Source organism: Streptomyces sp. bgisy027 (genome assembly GCF_057710365.1).
Genome location: NZ_JBYIVZ010000016.1, coordinates 47864 through 73328, shown reverse-complemented (window position 1 = coordinate 73328; position 25465 = coordinate 47864). Strand labels below are relative to the sequence as shown.

23 protein-coding genes are annotated in these 25465 nt (G+C 72.6%); 12 read left to right on the top strand and 11 right to left on the bottom strand.

The window, feature by feature from the left end; all coding sequences use genetic code 11:
- Window positions 1–50: 50 nt before the first annotated feature.
- From egtA to AC3ETA_RS18305, 5 genes are all read left to right on the top strand, one after another.
- Window positions 51–1355: an ergothioneine biosynthesis glutamate--cysteine ligase EgtA gene (gene egtA / locus AC3ETA_RS18325; protein WP_432193969.1), complete on the top strand. Its 1305-nt coding sequence runs from the start codon at window positions 51–53 to the stop codon at window positions 1353–1355.
- Entirely contained in the window at window positions 1352–2671 is a 1320-nt protein-coding gene (egtB, locus tag AC3ETA_RS18320) for an ergothioneine biosynthesis protein EgtB (protein WP_432193968.1), read from the top strand. The genes egtA and egtB overlap by 4 nt, the downstream gene beginning before the upstream one ends.
- Window positions 2671–3462, top strand: a complete 792-nt coding sequence (egtC, locus tag AC3ETA_RS18315; RefSeq protein WP_432193967.1) for an ergothioneine biosynthesis protein EgtC — start codon at window positions 2671–2673, stop codon at window positions 3460–3462. The genes egtB and egtC overlap by 1 nt, the downstream gene beginning before the upstream one ends.
- Window positions 3459–4421: an L-histidine N(alpha)-methyltransferase gene (egtD, locus tag AC3ETA_RS18310; RefSeq protein WP_432193966.1), complete on the top strand. Its 963-nt coding sequence runs from the start codon at window positions 3459–3461 to the stop codon at window positions 4419–4421. Before egtC ends, egtD begins: the two co-directional genes overlap by 4 nt.
- A 66-nt stretch (window positions 4422–4487) precedes the next feature.
- Window positions 4488–4703, top strand: coding sequence for a dodecin (locus tag AC3ETA_RS18305; RefSeq protein ID WP_030950329.1), 216 nt, complete (start codon window positions 4488–4490; stop codon window positions 4701–4703).
- A gap of 30 nt (window positions 4704–4733) precedes the next feature.
- On the opposite strand, the gene AC3ETA_RS18300 is transcribed toward AC3ETA_RS18305, so the two are convergent.
- A complete protein-coding gene (locus AC3ETA_RS18300) occupies window positions 4734–5225 on the bottom strand; it encodes a phosphatase domain-containing protein (RefSeq protein ID WP_432193965.1) in 492 nt (163 codons plus the stop codon).
- A 192-nt stretch (window positions 5226–5417) separates the two neighbouring features.
- Window positions 5418–7058 (bottom strand): phosphoglucomutase (alpha-D-glucose-1,6-bisphosphate-dependent), encoded by a 1641-nt coding sequence (gene pgm / locus AC3ETA_RS18295; RefSeq protein ID WP_432193964.1) that lies wholly within the window; start codon window positions 7056–7058, stop codon window positions 5418–5420.
- A 221-nt stretch (window positions 7059–7279) separates the two neighbouring features.
- Between pgm and AC3ETA_RS18290 the strand changes: the two genes are divergently transcribed.
- The 5 genes from AC3ETA_RS18290 (at window position 7280) to AC3ETA_RS18270 (ending at window position 12087) form a co-directional block, all read left to right on the top strand.
- Entirely contained in the window at window positions 7280–7480 is a 201-nt protein-coding gene (locus AC3ETA_RS18290; RefSeq protein ID WP_432193963.1) for a hypothetical protein, read from the top strand.
- 69 nt (window positions 7481–7549) lie between these two features.
- Window positions 7550–7720, top strand: coding sequence for a 50S ribosomal protein L32 (gene rpmF, locus AC3ETA_RS18285; protein WP_432193962.1), 171 nt, complete (start codon window positions 7550–7552; stop codon window positions 7718–7720).
- 78 nt (window positions 7721–7798) lie between these two features.
- A complete protein-coding gene (locus AC3ETA_RS18280) occupies window positions 7799–9472 on the top strand; it encodes a LuxR C-terminal-related transcriptional regulator (RefSeq protein ID WP_432193961.1) in 1674 nt (557 codons plus the stop codon).
- 163 nt (window positions 9473–9635) lie between these two features.
- A complete protein-coding gene (locus AC3ETA_RS18275; RefSeq protein WP_432193960.1) occupies window positions 9636–11021 on the top strand; it encodes an FAD-binding oxidoreductase in 1386 nt (461 codons plus the stop codon).
- Window positions 11022–11088: 67 nt separating this feature from the next.
- Window positions 11089–12087: an LLM class flavin-dependent oxidoreductase gene (locus tag AC3ETA_RS18270; RefSeq protein ID WP_432193959.1), complete on the top strand. Its 999-nt coding sequence runs from the start codon at window positions 11089–11091 to the stop codon at window positions 12085–12087.
- A 25-nt stretch (window positions 12088–12112) separates the two neighbouring features.
- Here the strand turns inward: AC3ETA_RS18270 and AC3ETA_RS18265 are convergent, their stop codons facing one another.
- Window positions 12113–13429: a phytase gene (locus tag AC3ETA_RS18265; RefSeq protein ID WP_432193958.1), complete on the bottom strand. Its 1317-nt coding sequence runs from the start codon at window positions 13427–13429 to the stop codon at window positions 12113–12115.
- A 169-nt stretch (window positions 13430–13598) separates the two neighbouring features.
- On the opposite strand from AC3ETA_RS18265, the gene AC3ETA_RS18260 reads away from it, so the two are divergent.
- On the top strand, window positions 13599–15932 hold the full coding sequence (locus AC3ETA_RS18260) for an ATP-binding cassette domain-containing protein (RefSeq protein ID WP_432193957.1): 2334 nt from the start codon (window positions 13599–13601) through the stop codon (window positions 15930–15932).
- Here AC3ETA_RS18260 and AC3ETA_RS18255 read toward each other — a convergent pair.
- The 5 genes from AC3ETA_RS18255 to AC3ETA_RS18235 form a co-directional block, all read right to left on the bottom strand.
- Window positions 15922–16899: a lysophospholipid acyltransferase family protein gene (locus tag AC3ETA_RS18255; RefSeq protein WP_432193956.1), complete on the bottom strand. Its 978-nt coding sequence runs from the start codon at window positions 16897–16899 to the stop codon at window positions 15922–15924. The two genes, AC3ETA_RS18260 and AC3ETA_RS18255, sit on opposite strands and share 11 nt — an antisense overlap.
- A 14-nt stretch (window positions 16900–16913) precedes the next feature.
- Window positions 16914–17684, bottom strand: coding sequence for a GNAT family N-acetyltransferase (locus AC3ETA_RS18250; protein ID WP_432193955.1), 771 nt, complete (start codon window positions 17682–17684; stop codon window positions 16914–16916).
- 397 nt (window positions 17685–18081) lie between these two features.
- Entirely contained in the window at window positions 18082–18828 is a 747-nt protein-coding gene (locus tag AC3ETA_RS18245; RefSeq protein WP_432193954.1) for a succinate dehydrogenase/fumarate reductase iron-sulfur subunit, read from the bottom strand.
- Window positions 18825–20774: a fumarate reductase/succinate dehydrogenase flavoprotein subunit gene (locus tag AC3ETA_RS18240; RefSeq protein WP_432193953.1), complete on the bottom strand. Its 1950-nt coding sequence runs from the start codon at window positions 20772–20774 to the stop codon at window positions 18825–18827. Before AC3ETA_RS18240 ends, AC3ETA_RS18245 begins: the two co-directional genes overlap by 4 nt.
- A 1-nt stretch (window position 20775) precedes the next feature.
- Window positions 20776–21447 carry a succinate dehydrogenase gene (locus AC3ETA_RS18235; protein WP_432193952.1) on the bottom strand — a complete coding sequence of 224 codons (672 nt, stop codon included), beginning with the start codon at window positions 21445–21447 and terminating at the stop codon, window positions 20776–20778.
- A gap of 120 nt (window positions 21448–21567) precedes the next feature.
- Between AC3ETA_RS18235 and AC3ETA_RS18230 the strand changes: the two genes are divergently transcribed.
- The gene (locus tag AC3ETA_RS18230; protein WP_432193951.1) at window positions 21568–22452 is read left to right on the top strand and encodes a LysR family transcriptional regulator; all 885 of its coding nucleotides are present in this window, start codon (window positions 21568–21570) and stop codon (window positions 22450–22452) included.
- Between the two features lie 3 nt (window positions 22453–22455).
- Here AC3ETA_RS18230 and AC3ETA_RS18225 read toward each other — a convergent pair whose 3' ends face one another.
- From AC3ETA_RS18225 to AC3ETA_RS18215, 3 genes are all read right to left on the bottom strand, one after another.
- Entirely contained in the window at window positions 22456–23346 is an 891-nt protein-coding gene (locus AC3ETA_RS18225; protein WP_432193950.1) for an SDR family oxidoreductase, read from the bottom strand.
- 72 nt (window positions 23347–23418) lie between these two features.
- Complete coding sequence (locus AC3ETA_RS18220) at window positions 23419–24429, bottom strand: alcohol dehydrogenase catalytic domain-containing protein (protein WP_432193949.1); 1011 nt, start codon at window positions 24427–24429, stop codon at window positions 23419–23421.
- 130 nt (window positions 24430–24559) lie between these two features.
- Window positions 24560–25462 carry a LysR family transcriptional regulator gene (locus AC3ETA_RS18215; RefSeq protein WP_432193948.1) on the bottom strand — a complete coding sequence of 301 codons (903 nt, stop codon included), beginning with the start codon at window positions 25460–25462 and terminating at the stop codon, window positions 24560–24562.
- Window positions 25463–25465 lie beyond the last annotated feature (3 nt).

Sequence of the window (25465 nt, the reverse complement as noted above, 5' to 3'; positions counted from 1 at the left end):
CCCACAAGATCAGGGCCGGTGGCACTCTGGACTCTCAGGAGGATCCCGACATGTCCGATTCGGTAAGTGACTGTACGGAGCGGCCCCGCACCGCAGTCACCGAAGCCGAGGTGGAGGCCCTGGTCCGGGGCATCTGCTTCAAGACCGGCCCGCCCCGCACCCTCGGGGTCGAGGTGGAATGGCTAGTCCACGAGCTGCGCAGTCCGCAGCTCCCCGTCACACCCGAACGACTCGAAGCGGCCTACGCCGCACTGCGTACCGTGCCTCTGAAGTCGGCGCTCACCGTCGAGCCCGGCGGCCAGCTGGAACTGAGCTCGCCGCCCGCCGCCTCGCTGATGGAGTGCATCGGTACCGTCTCCGCCGACCTCGACACCGCCCGCGCCGTACTGCGCGAGCACGATCTGGATCTGGTCGGCGTCGGCAACGATCCCTGGCACCAGCCGCGGCGCTTCCTGCGCCAGCCGCGCTATGACGCCATGGAGACCTGCCTCGACCGCGCCGGCCCGGCCGGCCGCGCCATGATGTGCACCTCGGCCTCGGTACAGGTGTGCCTGGACGCCGGCTACGAGGAGCCCGGACCGCTCGGGCACGGCCGGCGCTGGTGGCTGGCGCACCAGCTGGGCGCGGTCCTGGTCGCGGCCTTCGCGAACTCGCCGCTGGCCGGGCGCGAGCCCACCGGCTGGCTCTCCACCCGGCAGTTGCTGTGGATGGAGATAGGCCCGGACCGCGCGGGCGCTCCCCCGCTGGACGGCGATCCAAGGGCCGCCTGGGCCCGGCACGTCGTGGACTCGCCGGTGATGTGCGTACGGCAGGACGGCGACGTCTGGGACGTGCCCGAAGGCCTGTCGTTCCGGGAGTGGACCAGATCGGGGGCGCCCAGGCCGCCGACGCAGGAGGATCTGGACTACCACCTCACGACGCTGTTCCCGCCGGTCAGACCGCGGGGCCATCTGGAGCTGCGCATGATCGACGCGCAGCCCGGCGAGGACGGCTGGATCGTGCCGCTCGCCGTGACGACCGCGCTGTTCGACGACCCGGAGGCCGCCGAGACCGCCTACCGGGCCGTGAAGCCGCTGGCCGAGCGCGCCCTGTCGCAGCCGGCGCCGCACAATCCGCTGTGGCTCGACGCGGCCCGCTCGGGCCTCGCCGATCCCGAGTTGCGGGAGGTGGCGGACGTCTGTTTCGCGGCGGCGCTGGAGGCCCTGCCCCGGCTGGGCGCCACCAGAGAGGTCACGGACGCGGTGGCGACGTACCGGGACCGCTATGTCGCGCGGGGGCGCTGCCCCGCCGACGACCTGCTGGACGAGCTCTACGGCACGGACCGCACTCTGCTTGGGAAGGACATCCGCACATGACCGACCCCGCTGTCGACGCCGACACTCTCCGCGAGCGGGCGCTGACCACCCTGACCACCGCCCGTGCCCGCACCACCCTGCTCACCTCCTGCGTGGAGGAGCCCGACCTCACCGCGCAGCACTCGCCGCTGATGTCACCGCTGGTGTGGGACCTCGCCCACATCGGCAACCAGGAGGAGATGTGGCTCCTGCGGGCGGTCGCGGGGCGGGAGGCGATGCGGCCCGAGATCGACGGCCTCTACGACGCCTTCGAGCACCCGCGCGCCGAACGCCCCTCGCTGCCGCTGCTGCCGCCCGCCGAGGCGCGGCACTACGCCTCCGAGGTGCGCGGCCGGGTGCTGGACATCCTGGAGAGCACCCCGTTCGACGGGACGCGGCTGACCGAGGCGGGCTTCGCCTTCGGGATGATCGCGCAGCACGAACAGCAGCACGACGAGACGATGCTGATCACGCATCAGCTCCGCAAGGGCCCGCAGGCCCTGACCGCCCCGGACCCGGACCCGGTGCCCCTGTTCACGGGGCCCTCCGAAGTCCTGGTTCCCGGCGGCCCGTTCACCATGGGCACGTCCACCGAGCCATGGGCGCTGGACAACGAACGCCCGGCGCACCGGCGCCAGGTGCCGGCGTTCTACATGGACACCACGCCGGTGACGAACGCCGCGTTCCAGGCGTTCATCGCGGACGGCGGCTACGACACCGAACGCTGGTGGACGCCCGAGGGCTGGGCGCACATCCGCCGGCACTCGATCCACGCCCCGCTGTACTGGCAGCGGGACGGCAAGCAGTGGCTGCGGCGCCGCTTCGGCGTCACCGAGGTCGTCCCGCCCGACGAGCCGGTGCTGCACGTGTGCTGGTACGAGGCCGACGCCTACGCCCGCTGGGCCGGGCGCCGGCTGCCCACCGAGGCGGAGTGGGAGAAGGCGGCCCGGCACGACCCGGCCTCCGGCCGCTCGACGCGCTACCCGTGGGGCGACGCCGACCCCGCGCCGGAGCACGCCAACCTCGGCCAGCGCCATCTGCGGCCCGCGCCCGCCGGGAGCTACCCGGAGGGCGAATCGCCGCTCGGCATACGTCAGTTGATCGGTGACGTGTGGGAGTGGACGGCGAGCGACTTCCTGCCGTACCCGGGTTTCCAGGCGTTCCCGTACAAGGAGTACTCGCAAGTGTTCTTCGGGCCCGAGTACAAGGTGCTGCGCGGCGGCGCGTTCGCGGTGGACCCGGTGGCCTGCCGGGGCACCTTCCGCAACTGGGACTATCCGATCCGGCGCCAGATCTTCTCCGGATTCCGTACGGCCCGCTCCGCGGGGGACGCCTGATGTGCCGTCATCTCGCGTACCTCGGGCCCCAGGAGCCGCTCGGCCGGCTCCTCGTGGAGCCGCCGCACAGCCTGTACCGCCAGTCGTGGGCACCGCGGCGACAGCGGTACGGGACCGTCAACGCCGACGGTTTCGGGGCCGGTTGGTACGCCGACGGCGATCCGGCCCCGGCCCGCTACCGCCGGGCCGGTCCCATCTGGGCGGATGTGTCCTTCGCCGATCTCGCCCGGGTCGTGCGCAGCGGCGCGCTGCTCGCCGCCGTACGGGACGCGACGGTGGCGGGAGCCGACGGGGAGGCCGCGGCGGCGCCGTTCGCCGCGGGCCTCTGGCTGTTCAGCCACAACGGCGCGGTGAAGGGCTGGCCCGGCTCGATGGCCCCGCTCGTCCCCGGTGTGCCGCCCGTGGAGCTGCTGTCGATGGAGGCCCGCAACGACTCCGCGTTCGTGTGGGCGCTGGTCCTCGCACGGCTGCGCGGCGGCGACGAGGCCGGGCAGGCGCTGGCCGACACGGTCGTGGAGGTCGCCGAGGCGGCCCCCGGCTCCCGGCTCAACCTGCTGCTCACCGACGGCGAGAGCATCGCCGCGACCGCCTGGGGCGACACGCTCTGGTATCTGACCCGGCCCGGCGGCGGCACCGTCGTGGCCTCCGAACCCTACGACGACGATCCGCACTGGCGGGAGGTCCCCGACCGCACCCTGCTCGCGGCGAGCCGTACCGACGTTCTGCTCACCCCGCTCAAGGATCCCGGCGACACCCTGGTACCCGCACCACCGAAGGAGCCCCGCACGTGAGTCCGTTCCTTCTCACCCGCAACCTGCCCGAGCACGCCACCGACGCCGCACTGCGCGCCGACGTCCTCAAGGGCCTGACCGGCACACCGAAGACGCTGCCGCCGAAGTGGTTCTACGACGCCGAGGGCAGCGAACTCTTCGAGAAGATCACCGAGTTGCCCGAGTACTACCCCACGCGGGCCGAACGCGAGATCCTCGTCGACCGGGCCGGCGAGATCGCCGCGGCCACCGGCGCCCGCACCCTGGTCGAACTGGGCTCCGGCTCCTCCGAGAAGACGCGGTTCCTCCTCGACGCGCTGACCGGGCTGCACACCTACGTCCCCGTCGACGTCAGCGAGAGCGCGCTGACCCTGGCGGGGCAGGCGCTGATCGAGGAGCGGCCGGGGCTGGACGTCCATGCCCTGATCGCCGACTTCACCGGCGGAATGGCCCTGCCGGACACGCCTGGGCCCCGGCTGGTGGCGTTCCTCGGCGGCACGATCGGCAATCTGCTGCCGGCCGAGCGCTCGGTGTTCCTCGCCTCCGTCCGCGCCCTGCTCTCCCCTGGTGACGCGCTGCTGCTCGGCACGGACCTGGTCAAGGACGAGAAGGTCCTCGTGGAGGCGTACGACGACGCCGCGGGCGTGACGGCCGCGTTCAACAAGAACGTCCTGACCGTGATCGACCGCGAGTTGGGCGCCGACTTCGATCCCGGTGCCTTCGAGCACGTCGCGGTCTGGGACCGGGACAACGAGTGGATCGAGATGCGGCTGCGCTCCCGTACGGCGCAGACCGTGAAGGTGCCCGCGCTGGACCTCGCCGTACACTTCGCCGCCGGCGAGGAGATGCGTACCGAGGTGTCGGCGAAGTTCCGCCGCGACGGTGTCCGCGCGGAACTGTCGGCGGCCGGGCTGGAGCTGGCGCACTGGTGGACGGACGGTCAGGGCAGGTTCGCCCTGTCACTGAGCGTGGCGCGGTGACCGACGGCTCGCGCGTTGCCCCTCCTTGGGGCACCGTGGAGTGACGCGTGTGAGAGGAGCACCCACATGTCGAACCACACCTACCGGGTCACCGATATCGTCGGCACCTCGCCGGAGGGCGTGGACCAGGCCATCCGCAACGGTATCGACCGCGCCTCGCAGACCTTGCGCAACCTGGACTGGTTCGAGGTGACCGAGGTGCGCGGCCAGCTCGAAGAGGGGCAGATCGCGCACTGGCAGGTGACCATGAAGGTCGGCTTCCGCCTGGACGAAGCCGGGTAGCACGCCGGGTTCGCCCCCGGTCCCGGGTCCTCAGGTCCGCCCCTCCCGCTCCTGCGCCGACTTCAGCGCCGCGGAAGGGGCGGTCCATCGTGCCCGTACGACGGTGAAGCCGGCCCGTTCGGCGTCCTCGCACACGAGCTCGTCGTCGTCCACCAGCACCCGGATCTCTCGGCTGCGGGCGAGGCGGTTCAGGATCTCCAGCTTGGTGCGCCGGGCGGGCCTGCGGTCGTCGTTGCGCCGCATGTACACCCGCCCTTCCGGCAGCCCGTGCGCCAAGAGCCAGTCGAGCGTGTCGCGCCGGCAGCGCTCGGGGCGCCCGGTCAGGTAGACGACCTCGCACTCCGCGCCGCTCGCCCTCGCCATCGCGACCCCTTCCTCGATGGGCGGGTCCTGCGGGGCGGCCGCGAAGAAGGCGTCCCAGTCACGGGGCTTGCGCTCCAGGAAGCGCTGCCGGTGCGCCGTGTCGGCGAGCGTGTTGTCGAGGTCGAACACGGCGAGCGGGGGTTTGTTGCTTTCGGTCACACCGCTCAGCCTAAGAGACCGCCGCGACAGGCCCTTGGAACCGCCCTTTCAAACCGCGGCTCCTCGGTGGGCTCCGTCGCCCTGAACAGCGCGGTGTGGGGCCCCGAGTGCAGAGCTGATCGCGGAGCGGTCGGGGCATCGTCCTGAGCGGCCGGCGGCGACTTCGCGCACGCCGCCCAGGACTTCGCCACGTCAGGTGCCGAGCGCCGCGAGCACCACCGACCTGGCCTCCTCCTGGACCCGGGTCAGGTGGTCCGGGCCGAGGAAGGACTCCGCGTAGATCTTGTAGACGTCCTCGGTCCCCGAGGGGCGGGCCGCGAACCAGGCGTTGTCGGTGGCGACCTTGATGCCGCCGAGGGCGGCGCCGTTGCCGGGGGCCTCGGTGAGGACCGTGGTGACCGGCTCACCGGCGAGGGTGTCGGCGGTGACCTGGCGCGGGGACAGCCTGGCGAGCAGCGCCTTCTCCTCGCGGGTGGCCGGGGCGTCGACGCGCGCGTAGGCGGGGGCGCCGAAGCGGTCGGTGAGCTGCGCGTAGTGCTGCGACGGGGTCCTGCCGGTGACCGCCGTGATCTCGGAGGCGAGCAGGGCCAGGGTGATGCCGTCCTTGTCGGTGGTCCACACCGAGCCGTCGCGGCGCAGGAAGGACGCGCCGGCCGACTCCTCGCCGCCGAAGCCGAGGCTGCCGTCGGACAGGCCGTCGACGAACCACTTGAAGCCGACGGGGACTTCGACCAGCGGGCGGCCGACGTCGGCCGCGACCCGGTCGATCATGCTGGACGAGACCAGGGTCTTGCCGATGCCGGCGCCCGCGGGCCACTGCTCCCGGTGCGAGAAGAGGTACGAGATCGCCACGGCCAGGTAGTGGTTGGGGTTCATCAGGCCGGCGTCGGGGGTCACGATGCCGTGCCGGTCGGCGTCGGCATCGTTTCCGGTGGCGATGTCGTACCGGTCGCGCTGTTCGATGAGCGAGGCCATGGCGTACGGCGAGGAGCAGTCCATGCGGATCCTGCCGTCCCAGTCCAGCGTCATGAAGCGCCAGGTGGGGTCGGTGAGCGGGTTCACGACGGTGAGGTCGAGCCCGTGCTGTTCGGCGATGCGGCCCCAGTAGGCGACCGAGGCGCCGCCGAGCGGGTCGGCGCCGATCCGTACGCCCGCGGACCTGATCGCCTCCAGGTCCAGCACGTTCGGCAGGTCCGCCACGTACCGGCCGAGGAAGTCGTGGCGGCCGGTGCCGGGGGCGGCCAGGGCGCGGGTGCAGGGGATGCGCCGTACGTCCTTCATGCCACCGGTGATGATCTCGTTGGCGCGGTCCTGGATCCAGGAGGTCGCCTCGGAGCCGGCGGGGCCGCCGCTCGGCGGGTTGTACTTGAAGCCGCCGTCGGCGGGCGGGTTGTGCGAGGGGGTGACGACCACGCCGTCGGCGAGGCCGGAGGTGCGACCGCGGTTGGCGGTGAGGATGGCGTGGGAGACCGCCGGGGTGGGCGTGTACCCGTCGGTCTGGTCGATGAGGACGGTCACGTCGTTGGCGGCGAAGACCTCCAGAGCCGTGATCCGGGCCGGCTCGGACAGGGCGTGGGTGTCGGCGCCGAGGAAGAGGGGGCCGTCGGTGCCCCGGGCGGTGCGGTACTCGCAGATGGCCTGGCTGGTGGCGGCGATGTGGTCCTCGTTGAACGCCGTCGCGAGGGCCGATCCTCGGTGCCCCGACGTGCCGAACGCCACTCGCTGCCCGGGGTCGGCCGGGTCGGGGTGCAGCGCGTAGTACGCCGTGACCAGGCGGGCCACATCGATGAGGTCCTCGGGCCCGGCGACCTGCCCCGCTCGCTCGTCCTGCATCTCCCGGCTCCTCCGCAAGGGTCGGTTGGGTACGGCCCTCATTCTCCCCTGCCGGGGCCGCGGGGACGCGCACCGGGCACCCGTTGTGGCACGCGTCCCGTGGACGCGACGATGCGGGCCGCGAGCGAGGGGACACCGACGTGAGGCAGGACGACCAACGGCCACTCCCTGCGCCGCACCCGGCGCGGCTTCGGCGTCCGCGCGACGCTCCTTCCTCGCCGGTGGTCTCCTCCGCACCGGGCCCGTGCCACCCGGACTCCGACTTCGCCTGGTTCCCGCTCCGGAACCCGGGCGTCGCCTCCATCCCGGCGGGCTTCCTGATCGGCTGGCTCGGGACCGTTCTCGGCGACCGGCGGCAACCGCAGGACGACACCGCTTACAAGGAGTTCGAGGTGAGGATGCCGGTGGGCGCCAAGGAGTAATTATTAATGGGATCCATTTTCATGTAGCGTCCTCGGTGTTCACTCACCCGGCTCACCGAGGAAGTCCCCATGGCCGTTCCCAAGCGGAAGATGTCCCGCAGCAACACCCGCCACCGCCGCGCCCGGTGGAAGGCGGCCACGCCGTCGCTGGTACCCGTGACGATCGACGGCGTACGCCACCTCGTGCCGCAGCACTTGGTGAAGGCGTACGAACGCGGACTGCTGCGCCCCGAGGACTGACCATGACCAGGCGGCGCCCGTCCTGCCTATGCTGGTGGGGGCCGGTTCTGCTCGCCGAGCGCGAGGAGGGAGCCGCGGGTGACCGAACGGACGATCGACAGGGCGGCCGCGGACACCCTGCGGCAGGCCAGGGACGCCGTCGCGCGTGAGGCGTGGGCCGAGGCGTACCGGCTGCTCGACGGCCTGGACACCGCATGTCTCACCGCCGACGACTGCGCCGCGTTCGCCGACGCCGCCTGGTGGACCAGCCGGATCGAGGAGTCGATCGTCCACCGGATGCGGGCCTACGCCGGTTATGTCGCGGCGGGTACGGCCCGGCGGGCCGGGCACATGGCCTGGCTGCTGTTCTACGAGCACCAGTTGGCGGGGCGCGCGGCCCTGGCCGCCGGCTGGCTGCGCCGGGCGCGGCGGCAACTGCACGACCAGCCCGAATGTGTCGAGCAGTGCTATCTCGCCTGGGTCGACACGGAGGACGCCCAGCGGCGCGGTGCCTTCGACGAGGCGATGACGGCGGCCCGGCACATGGCCGCGATCGCCCGGCGGGGCGGCAGCCCGGATCTGCTGGCCATGGGCGTGCAGGCGCAGGCGGGCGTGCTGGTGGCCCAGGGCCGCGTCGGCGAGGGACTCGACCTGCTGGACGAGGCGATGTGCGCGGCCATGGCGGGCGAGCTCAGCTCCTTCTTCACCGGCTGGGTCTACTGCCTGGGCCTGCAGCAGTCCATGGCCTGCGTCGATCTGGAACGCGCCGCCGAGTGGACCGACGCGGCCATGCGGTGGTGCGCGGCGATGCCGGCCGAGAACAACTTCCGCGGACTGTGCCGGGTGCACCGCGTGCAGGTGCTGGAGCTGCGCGGCGCATGGTCCGAGGCGCTGGCCGAGGCCGAGCGGACCTGTGTGGAACTGCTGCCGTACGAGCGGCGGTCGGCCGCCGAGGCGGTCTATCTGGTGGGCCAGATCCAGCGGCGGCGCGGAGAACTCGCGGCGGCCGAGGAGTCGTACGACCGCGCCCATGAGCTCGGCCGGGACCCGCAGCCCGGTCTGGCGCTGCTGCGGCTGGCCCAGGGGAAGGCCGATGCCTCGGCGGCCACCCTGCGGCTCACGCTCGCCGACGCGGGCGAGGCCGGCGGACTCGACCGGTGCGCTCTGCTCGCGGCCCAGGTGGAGGTGGGTCTCGCGCTGGGCCGCACGCCCGAGGCGCGCAACGCCGCCGGGCAGCTGCGGACCCTGGCCCGGGACTGGCAGCGCCGGGGCGGCTCACCGGCGACCCCGCTGCACGCGAGCGCCGCGGCGGCTGCCGGGGCGGTGGCCTTCGCCGCCCGTGACCTCGACCGTGCGCTGCCCCGGCTGCGCCGCGCGCTGGCGCTGTGGCTGGAGCTCCGGGTGCCGTACGAGGCGGCCCAGGTGCGGATGACCCTGGCCGCCGCCGACCGGGCCGCCGGGGACGCCGAGGGGGCGCGGATGGAGCTGCGGGCCGCCGAGCAGGAGTTCCGCCGGCTCGGTGCCGCACCCGACGCCCGCCGGGCCGCGGCCCTGCTCGCGGACGTACGCCGACGGCGGCCCGGCGGGCTCACCGAGCGGGAGATCCAGGTGCTGCGGCTGGTCGCGGCGGGCCGCACGAACCGGGCCGTCGCCGCGGAGCTGGTGATCAGCGAGCACACCGTGGCCCGGCATCTGAACAACATCTTCGCCAAGCTCGGCGTGTCCTCACGGGCGGCGGCGACGGCGTACGCCTTCCGGCACGGCCTCGCCTGAGACCGTCCACCGGCACGGCGGCCTCGCCCGGCACCCGCCCATGGGCCGTTCTGCCCATGCCGGTCCGCCGGCGATGGGCGATTCCGGCGATGAGACCGGCGCCGCCGCGGCGTAGACCGGAGAGGTACCCCTTCCCGACCAGGAGCGGAAAGCAGGTGGGGTCATGGCCACCTACACACCCACACTCGACGACCGGCTGCTGGACCGGCTGCGCGGAGCGGTGCGCGGGACCGTCGTGGAGCCCGGCGATCCGGTCTACGACGAGGCCCGCAAGGTCTACAACGCCATGCACGACCGGCGGCCGGCGATCATCGTGCGGGCCGTCGACACGGGCGACGTCATGGCCACCGTCGACTTCGCCCGCGAGCAGGGCGTGCCGCTCGCCGTGCGCGGCGGCAGCCACAGTGTGCCCGGCTACGGCACCTGCGACGGCGGCGTCGTCCTCGATCTCGGCCTGATGCGCGGCATCCGCGTCGATCCCGGCACCCGCACGGCGTGGGTGGAGGGCGGCTGCACCTGGGCGGACGTCAACCACGCCACGCACGCGTTCGGGCTGGCCACCACCGGCGGGATCGTCTCCACCACCGGCGTGGGCGGTCTGACGACCGGCGGCGGCCTCGGGCATCTGGCCCGGCGTTGCGGTCTGGCCTGCGACAACCTCGTCTCGGTCGACCTGGTCACGGCCGACGGATCCTTCGTGACCTGCACGGACGAGCAGCACAGCGACCTGATGTGGGCCGTGCGCGGAGGCGGCGGCAACTTCGGCGTCGTGACGTCCTTCGCCTACCGGCTGCACCCGATCGCCGACATCCTCGGCGGGCCGACCTTCTTCCCGCTCGACGCGGACGTGATCCGCGGGTACCGGGAGCTGGTCGCCGAGGCGGACGAGCGGCTCGGGGCGGTCTTCGTGGTGGGCCTCGGACCGCCGGTGCCGTTCCTGCCGGAGCGCTGGCACGGGCGTCCGGTGTGCGGCATGGTCACCTGCTGGACCGGGCCGCGGGACGAGGACGACCGCATCCGGGAGCGGGTCGCGGCGCTCGGACCGGTGCTGGGCCGGCATCTGGAACGCATGCCCTACCCCGTGATCAACACCCTCTTCGACGATCTGGTGCCGGCCGGGCTGTACCACTACTGGAAGGGCTCCTTCACCCAGAGCCTGCCCGACGGGGTCGTCGACACCCTGGTCGAGTACGGCGCGACCACACCGTCCATCCAGAGCGTGACGGTCGTCTTCCCCATCGACGGCGCCTGTCACCGGGTCGGACCGGAGGAGACCGCCTTCTCCTACCGGGACGCCGACTACGCGATCGCGCTCAGCCCGACGCTCGCCACCCGGGAGGACTGCGAGGCCCAGAAGGACTGGGTGCGCGCCTTCCACCGGGGGCTGGAACCGCACTCCCTGGAGGGCGGCTACGTGAACTTCATGGACGCCGACGACCAGGACCGCGTACGGGCCAACTACCGCACGAACTACGGCCGTCTGCGCGACCTGAAACGGCGCTACGACCCCGGCAACCTGTTCCGCCTGAACCACAACATCGCGCCCTGAGAACCTGTGGGAACCGCCGCCGGGGACCGCTGAGGAATCCTGGCGGCTCCCGGGTGTTGAACCCTGTATGAGCTCCGTGATCGCCGCGACCCGCTTCTCCGTCCTCGACCGCTCCCGTACCCGCGAGGGCCGCACGAACGCGGAGGCATTGCGGGACACCGTGAGGCTGGCGCGGGAGGTCGAGGCGCTCGGCTACCACCGGTTCTGGGTCTCGGAGCACCACGGCGTGCCCGGCGTCGCCGGTTCCGCACCCACGGTGCTGGCCGCCGCCGTGGCCGGTGCGACGCGTACCATCCGGGTCGGCACCGGCGGGGTGATGCTGCCCAACCACCGGCCGCTGATCGTGGCCGAGCAGTTCGGGGTGCTGGAGTCCCTCTTCCCCGGCCGTGTCGACATGGGGCTCGGGCGGTCCGTGGGCTTCACCGACGGCGTGCGCAAGGCGCTGGGCCGGGACAAGGGGGACGCCGAGGACTTCGGGGCGCAGCTCCAGGAGCTGCTCGGCTGGTTCCGCGGCACCTCGCCGACCGCGGTGCACGCGCGGCCCGCCGAGGGCCTGACCGTGCCGCCGTTCGTGCTGGCCATGGGCGAGGGCGCGGACATCGCGGCCCGCGCGGGCCTGCCGATGGTGATCGGTGACCTGCGGAACCGGGAGAAGATGCGGCGGGGCATCGACCACTACCGCGACCACTTCCGGCCCTCCGTGTGGGCGGGCGAGCCGTACGTCGTGATCTCCGGCACGATCGCGGTGGCCGGCACGCCCGAGGAGGCCCGGCGGCTGCTCGTGCCGGAGGCCTGGTCGATGGCTTACTCGCGCACCCACGGCACCTTCCCGCCGCTGCCGCCCGCCGAGCGCGTCGAGACGCTCACCCTGACCGGCAAGGAGCGCGGCTTCTACGAGGGCGGACTCACCGGCCACATCGCCGGCACGGAGGAGCAGGTCGCGCACGAGCTGGAGACCGTGCTGAAGGAGACCGGGGCGCAGGAGGTGCTGGTCACGACGAGCACGTACGACCGTGCGGCGCTGCTGGACTCCTACCGGCGGCTCGCCCGGATCGCCGAGGGGTGACCCGGGCGGACCGCCGGACGGTGCGTCAGTCCGGGTCGCGCGGGTCGAAGGACCTGGTGTCGATCGTCAGCGGCCTCGGGAACGCTGCGGCCACCGAATCCCAGGGCGTGAACTTGAAGTCGGTGCCCTCCCGCTCGCCGTCCGCGGGCGTCGCCTCACCGTCGTGGGTGACCAGCAGGCCCTTGGGGAAGGACCGGCCCAGCGGGACGTTGACCACGCTCGTGCCGTCGGAGTGCTGCACACCGTCGGTGGCGGCGCCGTCCGTGACGGCGAACGAGCCGAGGTAGTCGTTGCGGCCCTGACGCTCGTACACGGCGAAGGTGTCGTCGCCCTGGCTGGAGGCGAGCAGATATCCCTTGCCGTCGGCGGCGTGGTAGATCGTGGCGCCCTCGGCGTCGGCACCGAGGTGCTCACCGCCGAAGCCGGGGTCGTGGGCGGTGTCGATGACGCACTCCTCGTCTTCGGCGTCGTAGGTCCAGGGCGTGCCGTACTCCCGCACCCGGTCGATGAGCCGGGGACGCTCGAACTCCTCGTCGTCGAGTTCGACCCGCCACAGCCCGACGTCCTCCTGGGCGGCGTACAGGACGTGCTTCTCCTGGTCGACGACCATGCCCTCGACCTGCGCGTGGTCGCCGGGGTCGGCGCACGGCGTCCAGCTCTTGCCGTTGGGCAGGGTGAAGGAGCCGGGCAGGTCGAGGGTGTCAGCGGTGCGGTAGCCGACGCGTCCGCCGCGGTCCTGCAGGCGCAGCAGCCGTACGCGGGTCTCCGAGCGGCGCGACACCACGACGTAGGCGTGGTCGTCGTCGCTGAAGGCGGCCAGGCCGTAGGCGGTGCGCTGGTCGTCCACCTCGGTCTCGCTCGTGGAGAAGACCGGCGCGGCGTTCGCCGCCGTGACGTCCCGCAGCGGGGGCCGGCCCGCGGCCACGGCCGCCGGGTCGATGGCGTAGGCCCGCACGCGGTCCCGGCCCCGGTCGCTGACCAGGGCCAAGTCGGTCTTCTTGCCGCCCAGTTCGAAGCCGTACACGACGTCGACGTTGTTGAAGCGGCCCGGCGCGGCGTCCTCGCCCGGCGCCGCGGGGGCGGCCATGTGCTGCAGGCGCCTGCCGTCCAGGTCGTAGACGTCGAGGCCGGCCTCCTTGAGGGTGCCGATCACGAGGCTGCGGCCCGGGTCACGGGGGTCGACCCAGACGGCCGGGTCGTCGGCGTCGGCGTTGCCGCCCGCCTCGTCGTCGTACACGGCGGGGGTCTCCACGCGCGCGGAGACGGAGACCGGCTGCGGCGCGGAGGCGCCCGTGACCATCAGCAGCGCGGCGGTGAGAGTGCTCAGAGCGGAAGCGCTCACGATACTCCTCGGTAGGAAGAGAGACTGGCGCGACGCTATGGGCGACCGGTGTGGGCGAGCCGACGCCGTCGTGAACAGCAGATGGCTCATGCCGGCTCCCCGTCTGGTTCGCATACAATCGCGGGGTTTGCCCGACCCCTGACGGCCCACCCTCCGGAGCGTCTGCCCCATGCATGCCCCGCACGACCCGAACGTCCGTGTCCGAGGCGCCCGCGAGCACAACCTCAAGGGCGTGGACGTCGACATTCCGCGGGATGTGCTGGCCGTGTTCACGGGCGTGTCCGGGTCGGGAAAGTCGTCGCTCGCCTTCGGCACGATCTACGCCGAGGCCCAGCGCCGCTACTTCGAGTCGGTCGCGCCGTACGCCCGCCGGCTGATCCACCAGGTCGGCGCGCCGAAGGTCGGTGAGATCACCGGCCTGCCGCCCGCGGTGTCCCTCCAGCAGCGCCGCTCGGCTCCGATGTCGCGCTCCTCCGTCGGCACGGTCACCAACCTCTCCAACTCCCTGCGGATGCTGTACTCCCGGGCCGGTGACCGTCCGCCGGGCGCCGAGCGCCTCGACTCGGACTCGTTCTCGCCGAACACCGCGGCCGGGGCGTGCCCGCAGTGCCACGGGCTGGGGCGGGTGCACCGTACGACCGAGGAGTTGCTGGTCCCCGATCCGGCGCTGTCGATCCGCGAGGGCGCGATCGCCGCCTGGCCGGGCGCCTGGCAGGGCAAGAACCTGCGCGACATCCTCGACGCGCTCGGCCACGACGTCGACCGGCCCTGGCGTGAGCTGCCCGCCGAGGCGCGGGAGTGGATCCTGTTCACCGACGAGCAGCCGGTCGTCACCGTGCACCCGGTGCGTGACGCGGACCGTATCCAACGGCCGTACCAGGGCACGTACATGAGTGCCCGCCGGTATGTGATGAAGACGTTCTCCGACTCCAGGAGCCCGACCCTGCGGGCGAAGGCGGAGCGGTTCCTGGCGGCCGCGCCCTGTGCGGCGTGCGGCGGCAGCAGACTGCGGCCCGAGGCGCTGGCGGTGACCTTCGCGGGGCGCACGATCGCCGAGCTGGCGGCGCTGCCGCTGATCGAGCTGACGGATGCGCTGGAGGGCGGCACCTCGGAGACGGCGCGTGTCCTCACCGAGGACCTCAAGTCCCGTATCGGGCCGGTCGTCGAGCTCGGCCTCGGCTACCTCAGCCTGGACCGGGCCACGCCCACCCTCTCGGCGGGCGAGCTCCAGCGCCTGCGGCTCGCGACCCAGCTCAGGTCCGGGCTCTTCGGTGTGGTGTACGTCCTCGACGAGCCGTCCGCGGGACTGCACCCGGCGGACACGGAGGCGCTGCTGCGGGTGCTGGCGCGGCTGAAGGCGGCCGGGAACACGGTGTTCGTGGTCGAGCACCACCTCGACGTCATGCGGGGCGCCGACTGGCTGGTCGACGTGGGGCCGCGGGCGGGTGAGCACGGCGGGCGGGTGCTGCACAGCGGTCCGGTGGCCGGGCTGGCGACGGTGCCGGAGTCGGCGACGGCACGCTTCCTCTTCGACGACTCTCCCGCCGCCGCACGTCAAGTACGCTCCCCGCACGGCCAGTTGAAGGTGGGACCGGTGACCCGGCACAACCTGCGGGGAGTGACCGCCGAGTTCCCGCTCGGCGTGTTCACGGCCGTCACGGGCGTCTCCGGCTCGGGGAAGTCGACGCTGATCGGCGAGATCACCGAGGACCTGGTGGGTGTGGGGCGCCTGGTGTCGGTCGACCAGAAGCCGATCGGCCGCACCCCGCGCTCCAATCTGGCCACCTACACCGGCCTCTTCGACGTGGTGCGCAAGGTGTTCGCGGCCACCGACGAGGCGCGGACGCGTGGTTACGGCGTCGGACGCTTCTCGTTCAATGTCGCGGGAGGGCGCTGCGAGACCTGTCAGGGCGAGGGGTTCGTCAGCGTCGAGCTGCTGTTCCTGCCGAGCACGTACGCACCGTGCCCGGACTGCGACGGGGCCCGCTACAACCCCGAGACGCTGCAGGTGGCGTACCGGGGACGGAACATCGCGCAGGTGCTGGATCTGACGGTGGAGAGCGCGGCGGAGTTCTTCGCGGACACCGCGACGGTGGCCCGCGCTCTGCACACGCTCCTCGACGTGGGCCTCGGCTACCTCCGGCTGGGGCAGCCCGCCACCGAGCTGTCCGGCGGCGAGGCGCAGCGGATCAAGCTGGCGAGCGAGTTGCAGCGCGGCCGGCGCGGCCACACGCTGTACCTCCTCGACGAGCCGACGACCGGACTGCACCCGGCCGACGTCGAGGTGCTGATGCGCCAGCTGCACGGGCTCGTCGACGCCGGACACACCGTCGTCGTGGTCGAGCACGACATGTCCGTCGTCGCGGGCGCGGACTGGGTGATCGACCTGGGGCCGGGCGGCGGTGACGCGGGCGGACGCATCGTGGCGGCGGGTCCGCCCGCTCGGGTGGCACAGGAGACGGGGAGCGCGACGGCTCCCTATCTCGCCCGGGTCATGCCGTGAGGGGCTCGCACGCCGGGGCCGTCGACACCGGCTGATCCGCCCCGGCGACGGGCACGGCCCGCTGCTGCCGGGGAACCCGGACCAGACACTCCCGCGGCAGCGCGGACGCCTCGGCCGCCTCGGCCAGGGAACGGCGGTCGAATCGGCTGCCCGGCACGATCGGCTCCCTCACCTCCGCCTCCGCGACCAGTTCGCGTGCCCTGACCACCCGCCACACCGACGCCAGCAGCGAGTCGTCCCCGACGAAGGCGGCGGCCGTGCCGGACGCACCGCCCGCGAGGCGGTAGCGCAGGCGCACCGGCTGCACGGGGACGCCCGCGTCGAGGGCGGCCTGGAAGGCGGCGCGGCGGAAGCTGCCCTGGGCCCGGCCGCACCAGGTGCTGCCCTCGGGGAAGACGGTCACCGCCTGGCCGGCCCGCAGGGCCGCGGCGATCCGGTCCACCGTCCGCGGCAGGGCCCGGATCCGGTCCCGGTCGATGAAGAGGGCACCGCTGCGCGCGGTCAGCCAGCCCGCGACCGGCCAGCCACGGATCTCCGACTTGGCGAGCATCCGGGCCGGGCGCACGGCGGCGAGCAGCGGGATGTCCAGCCAGGAGACGTGGTTGGCGACCAGCAGCAGACCGCCCCCGGGTGCCGCGGGGCCGGCGATCCGTACCCGGACCCCCGCGGCCCGTACGACCCACCGGCACCAGCGGCGGACCGTTCCGGCGGGGATCCTCCCGCCGAGCGGCATCGCCGCACAGCCGACGACCAGCAGGAGCAGGACCGCCACGATCCGCAGGGCGGCCAGGGGCGCGGCCCTGGCCGGTCCCGTCGCGTCGATGCAGATCCGTGGCGTGCAGGGGGCACTTGGCCGCCAGAGGGTTCCCGCGTCGGCCGCGTGGCTCGTGGTGCCCGCGGCCGGGGTGCCGGCCACGGGGGCGATCGCCGCGGGGACACCCACGGCACCGAGGGAGGTGGTGCTCATGGCCGCCACGCCCGTCACGCCGGCACGAGGGAGAGGAAGTGCCGCAGATAGCGCGAGTTGACCCGGCGCATCGACAGCAGCACATACAGGTCGGCGACCCCGAACTCCGGGTCGTGCGCGGCCTCGCCGCACACCCAGGCGCCCAGGCGGATGTAGCCGCGCAGCAGGGCGGGCAGTTCGACGCGGGTGGCGGGGACCGGCGCGGTCGGCTGCCAGGGCCGCAGCGGTCGTACCCGGTACTCCTCCGGGGCCAGGTGCTTGGCCTGCACGCGGTCCCAGGTCGCGGCGGCCAGGGTGCCGCCGTCCGCGAGCGGGATCGAGCAGCAGCCGGCGAGCCACTCGTGGCCGCGGTCGACCATGTAGCGGGCGATGCCGGCCCAGATGAGGCTGATCACGGCGCCGTCGCGGTGGTCGGGGTGGACGCAGGAGCGGCCGACCTCGACCAGATTCGGACGGAGGGAATCGATGCGGGTGAGGTCGAACTCGCCCTCGGAGTAGAGTCGGCCCGCGACCGCGGCCCGCTCCGGCGGGAGCAGCCGGTAGGTGCCGACGACCTGTCCGGACACCTCCTCGCGGACGAGCAGGTGGTCGCAGTACGCGTCGAAGGCATCGATGTCGTGACCCGGCTGCGGGGTGGTCAGCAGGGCGCCCATCTCGCCAGCGAAGACGTCGTGCCGCAGCCGCTGGGCGGCGCGCACGTCATCCTCGTTGCGGGCGAGTCCCACGGTGTAGCGGGTGGGTGCCGTGGGCTGCGGGGGACGGTCGACGGTCAGTACGCCGGTCATGGCTTACTCCTGGTCACGGGCCGGGGACGGCGAGCGGCGGGCAGATGCGAGCGGTGCTGTGTGCCGCCCCTGTTCTTCCTATGCCGGTTGGCGTACGCGTGACCTGTGCCAGGAGCGCGGATGTGCGGATGCTGAACGGCGTGGGCCGGTACCGGTCGTCCACATTCCGGTGCCCGTCCGGTCAGCCGGAGGGTCCGGCGCCGTTCACTTGGCGGGTGCGGGAAAGGCGAGACGGGGCCGGGGAGCACCTCCCGACCCCGCCCGTCCGCACGTGACGGCGAACGTTCACTGCAACGCCCCAAGGGGCGCGGGACTGTATCGATGTCCCGCTCCGCCGCGTGGGCGCGACAAGCCACGACGAGCCCGCGCCCGCCGAACCACCGTCCCCGCTACGGCGCTACCGCTTCACCTTCCGAGTGGCCCGCAGCCACTCCTTGTTCATGCCGGTGATGGACATGAGCGGAATGCCCTTGGGGCAAGCCGTGGCGCACTCGCCCGCGAGGGTGCACCCCCCGAACCCCTCGTCGTCCATCTGCGCCACCATGTCCAGCACCCGCGTCTCCCGCTCGGGCGCCCCCTGCGGCAGCACGTTCAAGTGGTTGATCTTGGCGGAAGTGAACAGCATCGCCGCCCCGTTGGGACAGGCCGCCACACACGCCCCGCAGCCGATGCACTCCGCGTGCTCGAAGGCGAGGTCGGCGTCCGGCTTCGGCACGGGCGAGGCGTGCGCCTCGGGAGCCGCGCCCGTGGGCGCCGTGATGTATCCGCCGGCCTGGATGATCCGGTCGAACGCGGACCGGTCCACGACCAGGTCCTTGATCACCGGGAACGCCGACGCCCGCCACGGCTCGATGTCGATCGTGTCGCCGTCCTCGAAGGACCGCATGTGCAACTGGCAGGTCGTCGTCCGCTCGGGCCCGTGGGCGTCGCCGTTGATGACGAGCGAGCAGGCGCCGCAGATGCCCTCGCGGCAGTCGTGGTCGAAGGCGACCGGGTCCTCGCCCTTGAGGATGAGCTCCTCGTTGAGGGTGTCGAGCATCTCCAGGAAGGACATGTCGGAGGAGATGCCGTCCACCTCGTACGTGGACATGGCGCCGTCGGCGTCGGCGTTCTTCTGCCGCCAGACGCGCAGGGTGAGCTTCATGCGTAGCTCCGCTGGGTGGGGTGGACGTACTCGAAGACCAGGTCTTCCTTGTGCAGCACGGGAGCGGCGCCCGTGTCGGTGAACTCCCAGGCCGCCGCGTAGGCGAACGCGTCGTCCTTGCGGGCCGCCTCGCCCTCCGGCGTCTGCGACTCCTCGCGGAAGTGGCCGCCGCAGGACTCGTCGCGGTGCAGCGCGTCCAGACACATCAGCTCGGCGAGCTCCAGGTAGTCGACGACGCGGTTGGCCTTCTCCAGCGACTGGTTGAACTCCTCGCCGGTGCCCGGGACCTTGATCCGGCGCCAGAACTCCTCGCGGATCTGCGGGATGCGCTCCAGCGCCTTGCGCAGGCCGGTGTCCGTGCGGGCCATGCCGCAGAACTCCCACATCAGCTCGCCGACCTCGCGGTGGAAGGAGTCCGGGGTGCGGTCCCCGTCGACGGCGAGCAGGAGGCTGAGCCGGTCCTGGGTGTCGGCCAGCACCTCCTGGACGACGGGGTGTTCGTCGGTGACCTGCTCGTGGTGCGGGTTGCGGGCGAGGTAGTCGTTGATGGTGGCCGGCAGCACGAAGTAGCCGTCGGCCAGGCCCTGCATCAGGGCGGAGGCCCCGAGCCGGTTCGCGCCGTGGTCGGAGAAGTTGGCCTCACCGATCGCGAACAGGCCGGGGACGGTGGTCTGGAGGTCGTAGTCCACCCAGAGGCCGCCCATCGTGTAGTGCACGGCCGGGTAGATGCGCATCGGCACCTCGTACGGATCCTCGTCGGTGATCCGCTGGTACATGTCGAAGAGGTTGCCGTACTTGGCCTCCACGGCCTTGCGGCCCATGCGCTCGATGGCATCGGCGAAGTCGAGGTAGACGCCCTGACCGCCGGGGCCCACTCCCCTGCCCTCGTCGCAGACGTTCTTCGCGGCGCGGGAGGCGATGTCGCGGGGCACCAGGTTGCCGAAGGACGGGTAGATGCGCTCCAGGTAGTAGTCGCGCTCGTCCTCGGGGATCCGGTTCGCGGGACGGTCGTCGCCCTTCGCCTTCGGCACCCAGATCCGGCCGTCGTTGCGCAGCGACTCGCTCATCAGCGTCAGCTTGGACTGGTGGTCGCCGGTGCGCGGGATGCACGTCGGGTGGATCTGCGTGAAGCAGGGATTGGCGAAGTAGGCGCCGCGCCGGTGCGCCCGCCAGACGGCGGTGGCGTTGGAGTTCATGGCGTTCGTCGACAGGTAGAAGACGTTGCCGTAGCCGCCGCTGGCGAGGACGACGGCGTCCGCGAAGTACGTGTCGATGCGGCCGGTGATCAGGTCGCGCGCCACGATGCCGCGCGCCTTCCCGTCGATGACGATCAGGTCGAGCATCTCGGTACGGGGATGCATCTCGATGTTGCCCGCGGCGATCTGCCGGCTGAGGGCCTGGTAGGCGCCGAGGAGGAGCTGCTGGCCCGTCTGGCCGCGGGCGTAGAAGGTGCGGGAGACCTGCACGCCGCCGAAGGAGCGTGTGTCGAGCAGACCGCCGTACTCGCGGGCGAACGGCACGCCCTGCGCCACGCACTGGTCGATGATCTCGACGGAGATCTGCGCGAGGCGGTGGACGTTGGACTCGCGGGCCCGGAAGTCGCCGCCCTTGACGGTGTCGTAGAAGAGGCGGTGGACGGAGTCGCCGTCGTTGCGGTAGTTCTTCGCCGCGTTGATGCCGCCCTGGGCGGCGATGGAGTGGGCGCGGCGCGGGGAGTCCTGGTAGCAGAACTGGACGACGTGGTAGCCCTGTTCGGCGAGGGTGGCCCCGGCGGAACCGCCGGCCAGGCCCGTGCCGACCACGATCACGGTGTGCTTGCGCCGGTTGGCGGGGTTGACGAGTCTGGCCTCGAAGCGGCGGGTGTCCCAGCGCTCGTCGACGGGGCCGGCGGGGGCTTTGGTGTCGAGGACCGGTTCGCCGGTCGTGTACTCGGCGTAGGTAGACATGTCAGCTCACCAATCCAGTCATGACGCCCACGGGGACGGCGATGAAACCGACCGTGAGCAGCAGCGCGAGGATGCCGGCCGTGGCCTTCAGGGCGCGGTCGCGGGTGCGGCTGCCGGCGCCGAGGGTCTGGGCCGCGCTCCAGAAGCCGTGCCGGATGTGCAGGCCGAGCGCGAGCATCGCGACGATGTAGATGACGTTGCCGTACCAGGTGGAGAAGGTGTCCACGACGTTCTGGTACGGGTGGCCCTGCTGGAAGCCGCCGGAGTGCACGGTGCCGGTCGTCAGGTCCAGGATGTGCCAGACGATGAACAGGCCGAGGATGATGCCGCCCCAGCGCATGGTGCGCGTGGCGTACGAGGCGCGCGGCTTCTTGTGCGCGTACCTGCTGGGGCGCGCCCTGATGTCGCGGCGGCTGAGCTGGTAGGCCGAGGTCGCGTGCGCGACGACGGCGACGACCAGCACGATCCGCACCAGCCACAGCGTCCACTCGTAGTGCATGAACGGCTCGCCGACCGTGCGCAGCCAGTGCGCGTAGTGGTTGAACTCGCCCGCCCCGAAGAAGATCTTCAGGTTTCCGATCATGTGGACGACCAGGTACAGCAGCATGATCAGCCCGCTGACCGCCATCACGGTCTTCTTGCCGACGGTGGAGTCCCACACCGTGCGTGCCATGGACGGCCGTCGATCCGTCCGCGTTGCCAGAGCCATGGGACACGACGCTAGGGCCGAACGGCCCCATCGGTCCAAGACATGGTCCGGCTCGTTTCAATAGCCGACGCCTATGCTGGGTGGATGCAGTTCCAGCAGCTCCAGTACTTCGTGGCGGTCGCCGAGACCCGGCACTTCACCCGGGCCGCCGACCTGGTGCACGTCGCGCAGCCCTCGCTGTCGCAGCAGATCAAGGCGCTGGAGCGGGAGTTGGGCGCGGACCTGTTCCTGCGGGCGCGCGGCAACATCTCCCTGACCGACGCCGGAGAGGCCCTGCTCCCGCTGGCCCGGCGTATCCTGGCCGACGCGGACACCGCGCGGCACGAGGTGCAGGAGCTGGTGCAGCTGCGCCGCGGCCGGGTCCGTCTCGGCGCGACGCCGAGCCTGTGCACGGGCCTGCTCCCGGACGTGCTGCGCGCCTTCCACGACCGCTATCCCGGCATCCAGCTCCTGATCGAGGAGGGCGGCTCCCACGATCTCGTACGGCAGCTCGCTCGCGGCGCCCTGGACCTGGCCCTGGTCGTGCTGCCCCTGCCGACTCCGTCCCCGGCGCTGACCACGGTGGAGCTGCTGCGCGAGGACCTCGTGGTCGTCTCCTCCCCCGAGGCTCCCCGGCCCGGCCGAGGCCGGCGCACCGTGCGCATCGCCGATCTGGAGGGCGAGCGTCTTGTGATGTTCCGGCACGGCTACGACCTGCGGGAACTGACCGTCGCCGCGTGTCGTGCCGAGGGCTTCGAGCCGGATTTCGCGGTGGAGGGCGGGGAGATGGACGCGGTGCTGGGGTTCGTCCGGGCGGGGCTCGGCCTCGCCGTCGTACCGCGCATGGTGGCGGCGCGGTCAGGCCGGGGACTGCGGGTCACCCCGCTGGCCAGGCCCGGTCTGAACCGGACGATCGCGCTGGCCCACCGCAGCGATGTGGCGCCGCCGCGGGCCGCGCGGGAGTTGCAGCGGATGCTGCTGGAGCGGTGAGCGTCAGGAGCGCGTGGCCAGGAGGTCCGGCATGCCGATGCGCTCGTAGAAGTCGGCGCGGACGGCGTCGGCGACGTCGCTGACCCGCTCCGAGCCGTCGTCCGCCGGGTCGATGGTGGTGCGGAACGGGCGCTCGCCCTTCGGGGTGTCGACGATGCGGACGATGGCGCGGGCGACCTCCCGGACGTCGGCGTCGGCCGGCGACAGGGCGGCCAGCGCCTTGCCCACCTCGTCCAGCAGACCGGCGTACAAGGCGTCGTACGCCTCCGCGGTGGCCGTGTCCTGCGGGTGCATCGCGTGGGCGAAGTGATGGGTGCCGGAGGTGAAGGAACCGGGGACCACGATGGCCGTGTCGATGCCGAAGCGGCTCAGTTCGACCGCGTAGCTCTTGGCCAGGTGGTCCATCGCGGCCTTGGCACCGAAGTAGGGGCCGAGGTAGGGCGGGGTGCCGCCGTAGGTGCTGGACGAGCCCACCCACAGCAGCAGGCCGTCCCGCCGCTCGCGCATCCCGGGCAGGACCGCGCGGTTGACGCGCTGCGTGGACACCACGTTGGTGTCGTAGATCTCGGCGATCTGCTCCGGCGTGAAGGACTCGGTCGGGCCGAGCACCATGTGCCCGGCGTTGTGCACGACGACGTCGATGCGGCCCGCCTCGGCCACGACCTGCGCGACCCCGGCGTCCACGGATTCCTGACCGGAGACGTCGAGTTCGACGGCGCGCAGCGCGACACCGTGCTCATCGGCGTAGGCCCGGGCATCGGCGACCGCCGGGGCGTTGCGGCCGGTGGTCTGCCGTATGCCGCCGTAGACGGTGTGTCCGGCGTCGGCGAGAGCTCGGGCGGTCAGGGCGCCGAAACCGCTGGAGGCACCCGTGACGAGGACGACGGAGGGCATGGCGAACTCCTTGCTGGGCGTGCGGGAAGGTGTGAGGGCTTGCGAGCGGGTGCGGACCGGTGATCCGGCGGGTCAGCCGAAGGTGATCACGCTGCGGCCGCGGGCGGTTCCGTCGGCCATCGCGTCGAGCGCGGCCGGCGCCTGCTCCAGGGTGATCGGGGTGACCTCGGGCAGGATGCCGTGGGCGGCCGAGAAGGCGAGGGTGTCGCGCAGGTCGTGCGGGGAGCCGGACGGGGAGGCGGCCACGTGCAGCCGGTTGAGGATCATGGGCGGGGTGGGCAGGGTGAGCGGCTCGTTGCCGTAGCCGAGGAGCAGCAGGGTGCCGTCGGGGGCGAGACCGCCCAGGGTGGCGGCGGCCGCGGCGGTGGACGGGGCGGCGTTCAGGACCACGTCCGCGCCGCCGTCCCAGCCCTTCAGGGCATCGGCCGGGTCGGACTCGTCGGTGGCGACGAACAGCTCCGCGCCCAGGGCCTTGGCCTGGTCCTCGCCGCGCCGGGAACGGCCCACGACGGCGAGGCGGGCGCCCATGGCGACGGCGTAGCGCGCGGCCAGGGCACCGACTCCGCCGAGGCCGACGACGGCGACCCGGGAACCGGCCGTCGCGCCGGCCTGCCGCAGACCGTTGAAGGCGGTGAGGCCGGCGCACATCAGCGGCGCCGCGGCCACCGGGTCGAGGCCCTCCGGCAGCGGGGTGACGAAGCCGGCCTTGAACAGGGCGTACTCGGCGTAGCCGCCGTCGGCCACGATGCCGGTGATCCGCTTGCGGGGGCACAGGATCTGGTCGCCGCGCACGCAGTAGTCGCAGTGCCCGCAGGAGTCGTACAGGAACTGGGCGCCCACCGCAGTGCCGACCTCGGGGAAGGTGACGCCCTCGCCGACGGCGGTCACCACGCCGGTGATCTCGTGGCCGGGGACGACGGGGTACCGGGCGAAGGGGTAGTGGCCGCGCAGCAGGTTCAGGTCGGAGAAGCAGACCCCGCAGGCGGTGACCTTGACGAGGACCTCGCCGGCGGCGGGCTGGGGGACGTCGAGGTCGTCGAGGGCCAGCGGGAGGTTCGGGCCGGTGGCGACAGCAGCACGCATCGCGGGCTCCAAAGGGGGATCGGGGAAGTACTCCGGTGAATTCCTGGTACGTCCGAGTCTGTGAGCCCTCTTCGGCCGCGTCCAATGCCGGTTGCGGCCCGATTGATGCCCGGGCGGCATCGGCGCAGGTCTACGCGGTGCCCCGGACCCGTGCGGCGGCGTGCACGGTCTCGACGAAGCTGGTGACGAGGTGCGAGGGGCGCGCGGCGTTCCAGGCCAGGGACACCTGCCCGGGCGCCGCGTCGGCCACCGGGACGTAGGCGATGTCGGACCGCGGGAACGCGGCCGCGACGGAGCTCGGCACGAAGGCCATGCCGCGTCCGCCGCGGACGTAGCCCAGCAGTTCCTCCATGTCGTGGAAGGCGGGGCCGTGACCGGGCCGGGTGCCGTCGGGGCGCGGATCGGCGTTCCAGACCGCCGACCAGGCCTCGGTGGCCTCCGCGTACTCCAGGACGGGTTCGTCGGCGAGGGCGGCCAGCGCGACCTTCGCGTCCTGGGCGCGGGGATGGTCGACGGGCAGGACGGCGGCGATGTGCTCGAGGTACAGCGGCAGGAGGTCGATGCCCTCGGTCTCCAGCGGCGGCCGTACGAACCCGACGTCGACGCTGCCGTCCAGCAGGGCCCGTGCCTGGCTCCACCAGCGCAGCCGGACCAGCTCGATGGACACGCGGGGGAAGCGCGCCGAGAAGGCGTTCAGGGCGAGGCCGACGTCCGTGCCGAGCATGAACCCGACGATCAGGGCGTTGTCGCCCGTGCCGATGCGCCGGGCCCGTTCCTGGGCGGCCTCCGAGGCGGCGAGCAGTGCCTTGGCGTCGCGCAGGAACTGTTCACCGGCCGGGGTGAGCGCGACGTCGCGGGTGCTGCGGGTGAACAGCTCGACCCGCAGCTCGTGCTCCAGCTGCCGCACCTGCCGGGACAGCGCGGGCTGGGTGACGTGCAGGGCGATTGCCGCCTGGCCGAAGTGCCGGCGCTCGGCCACGGCGACGAAGTAGCGCAGCTTGCGCAGATCCAGATCGATCGGCTTCTCGGCCATGGC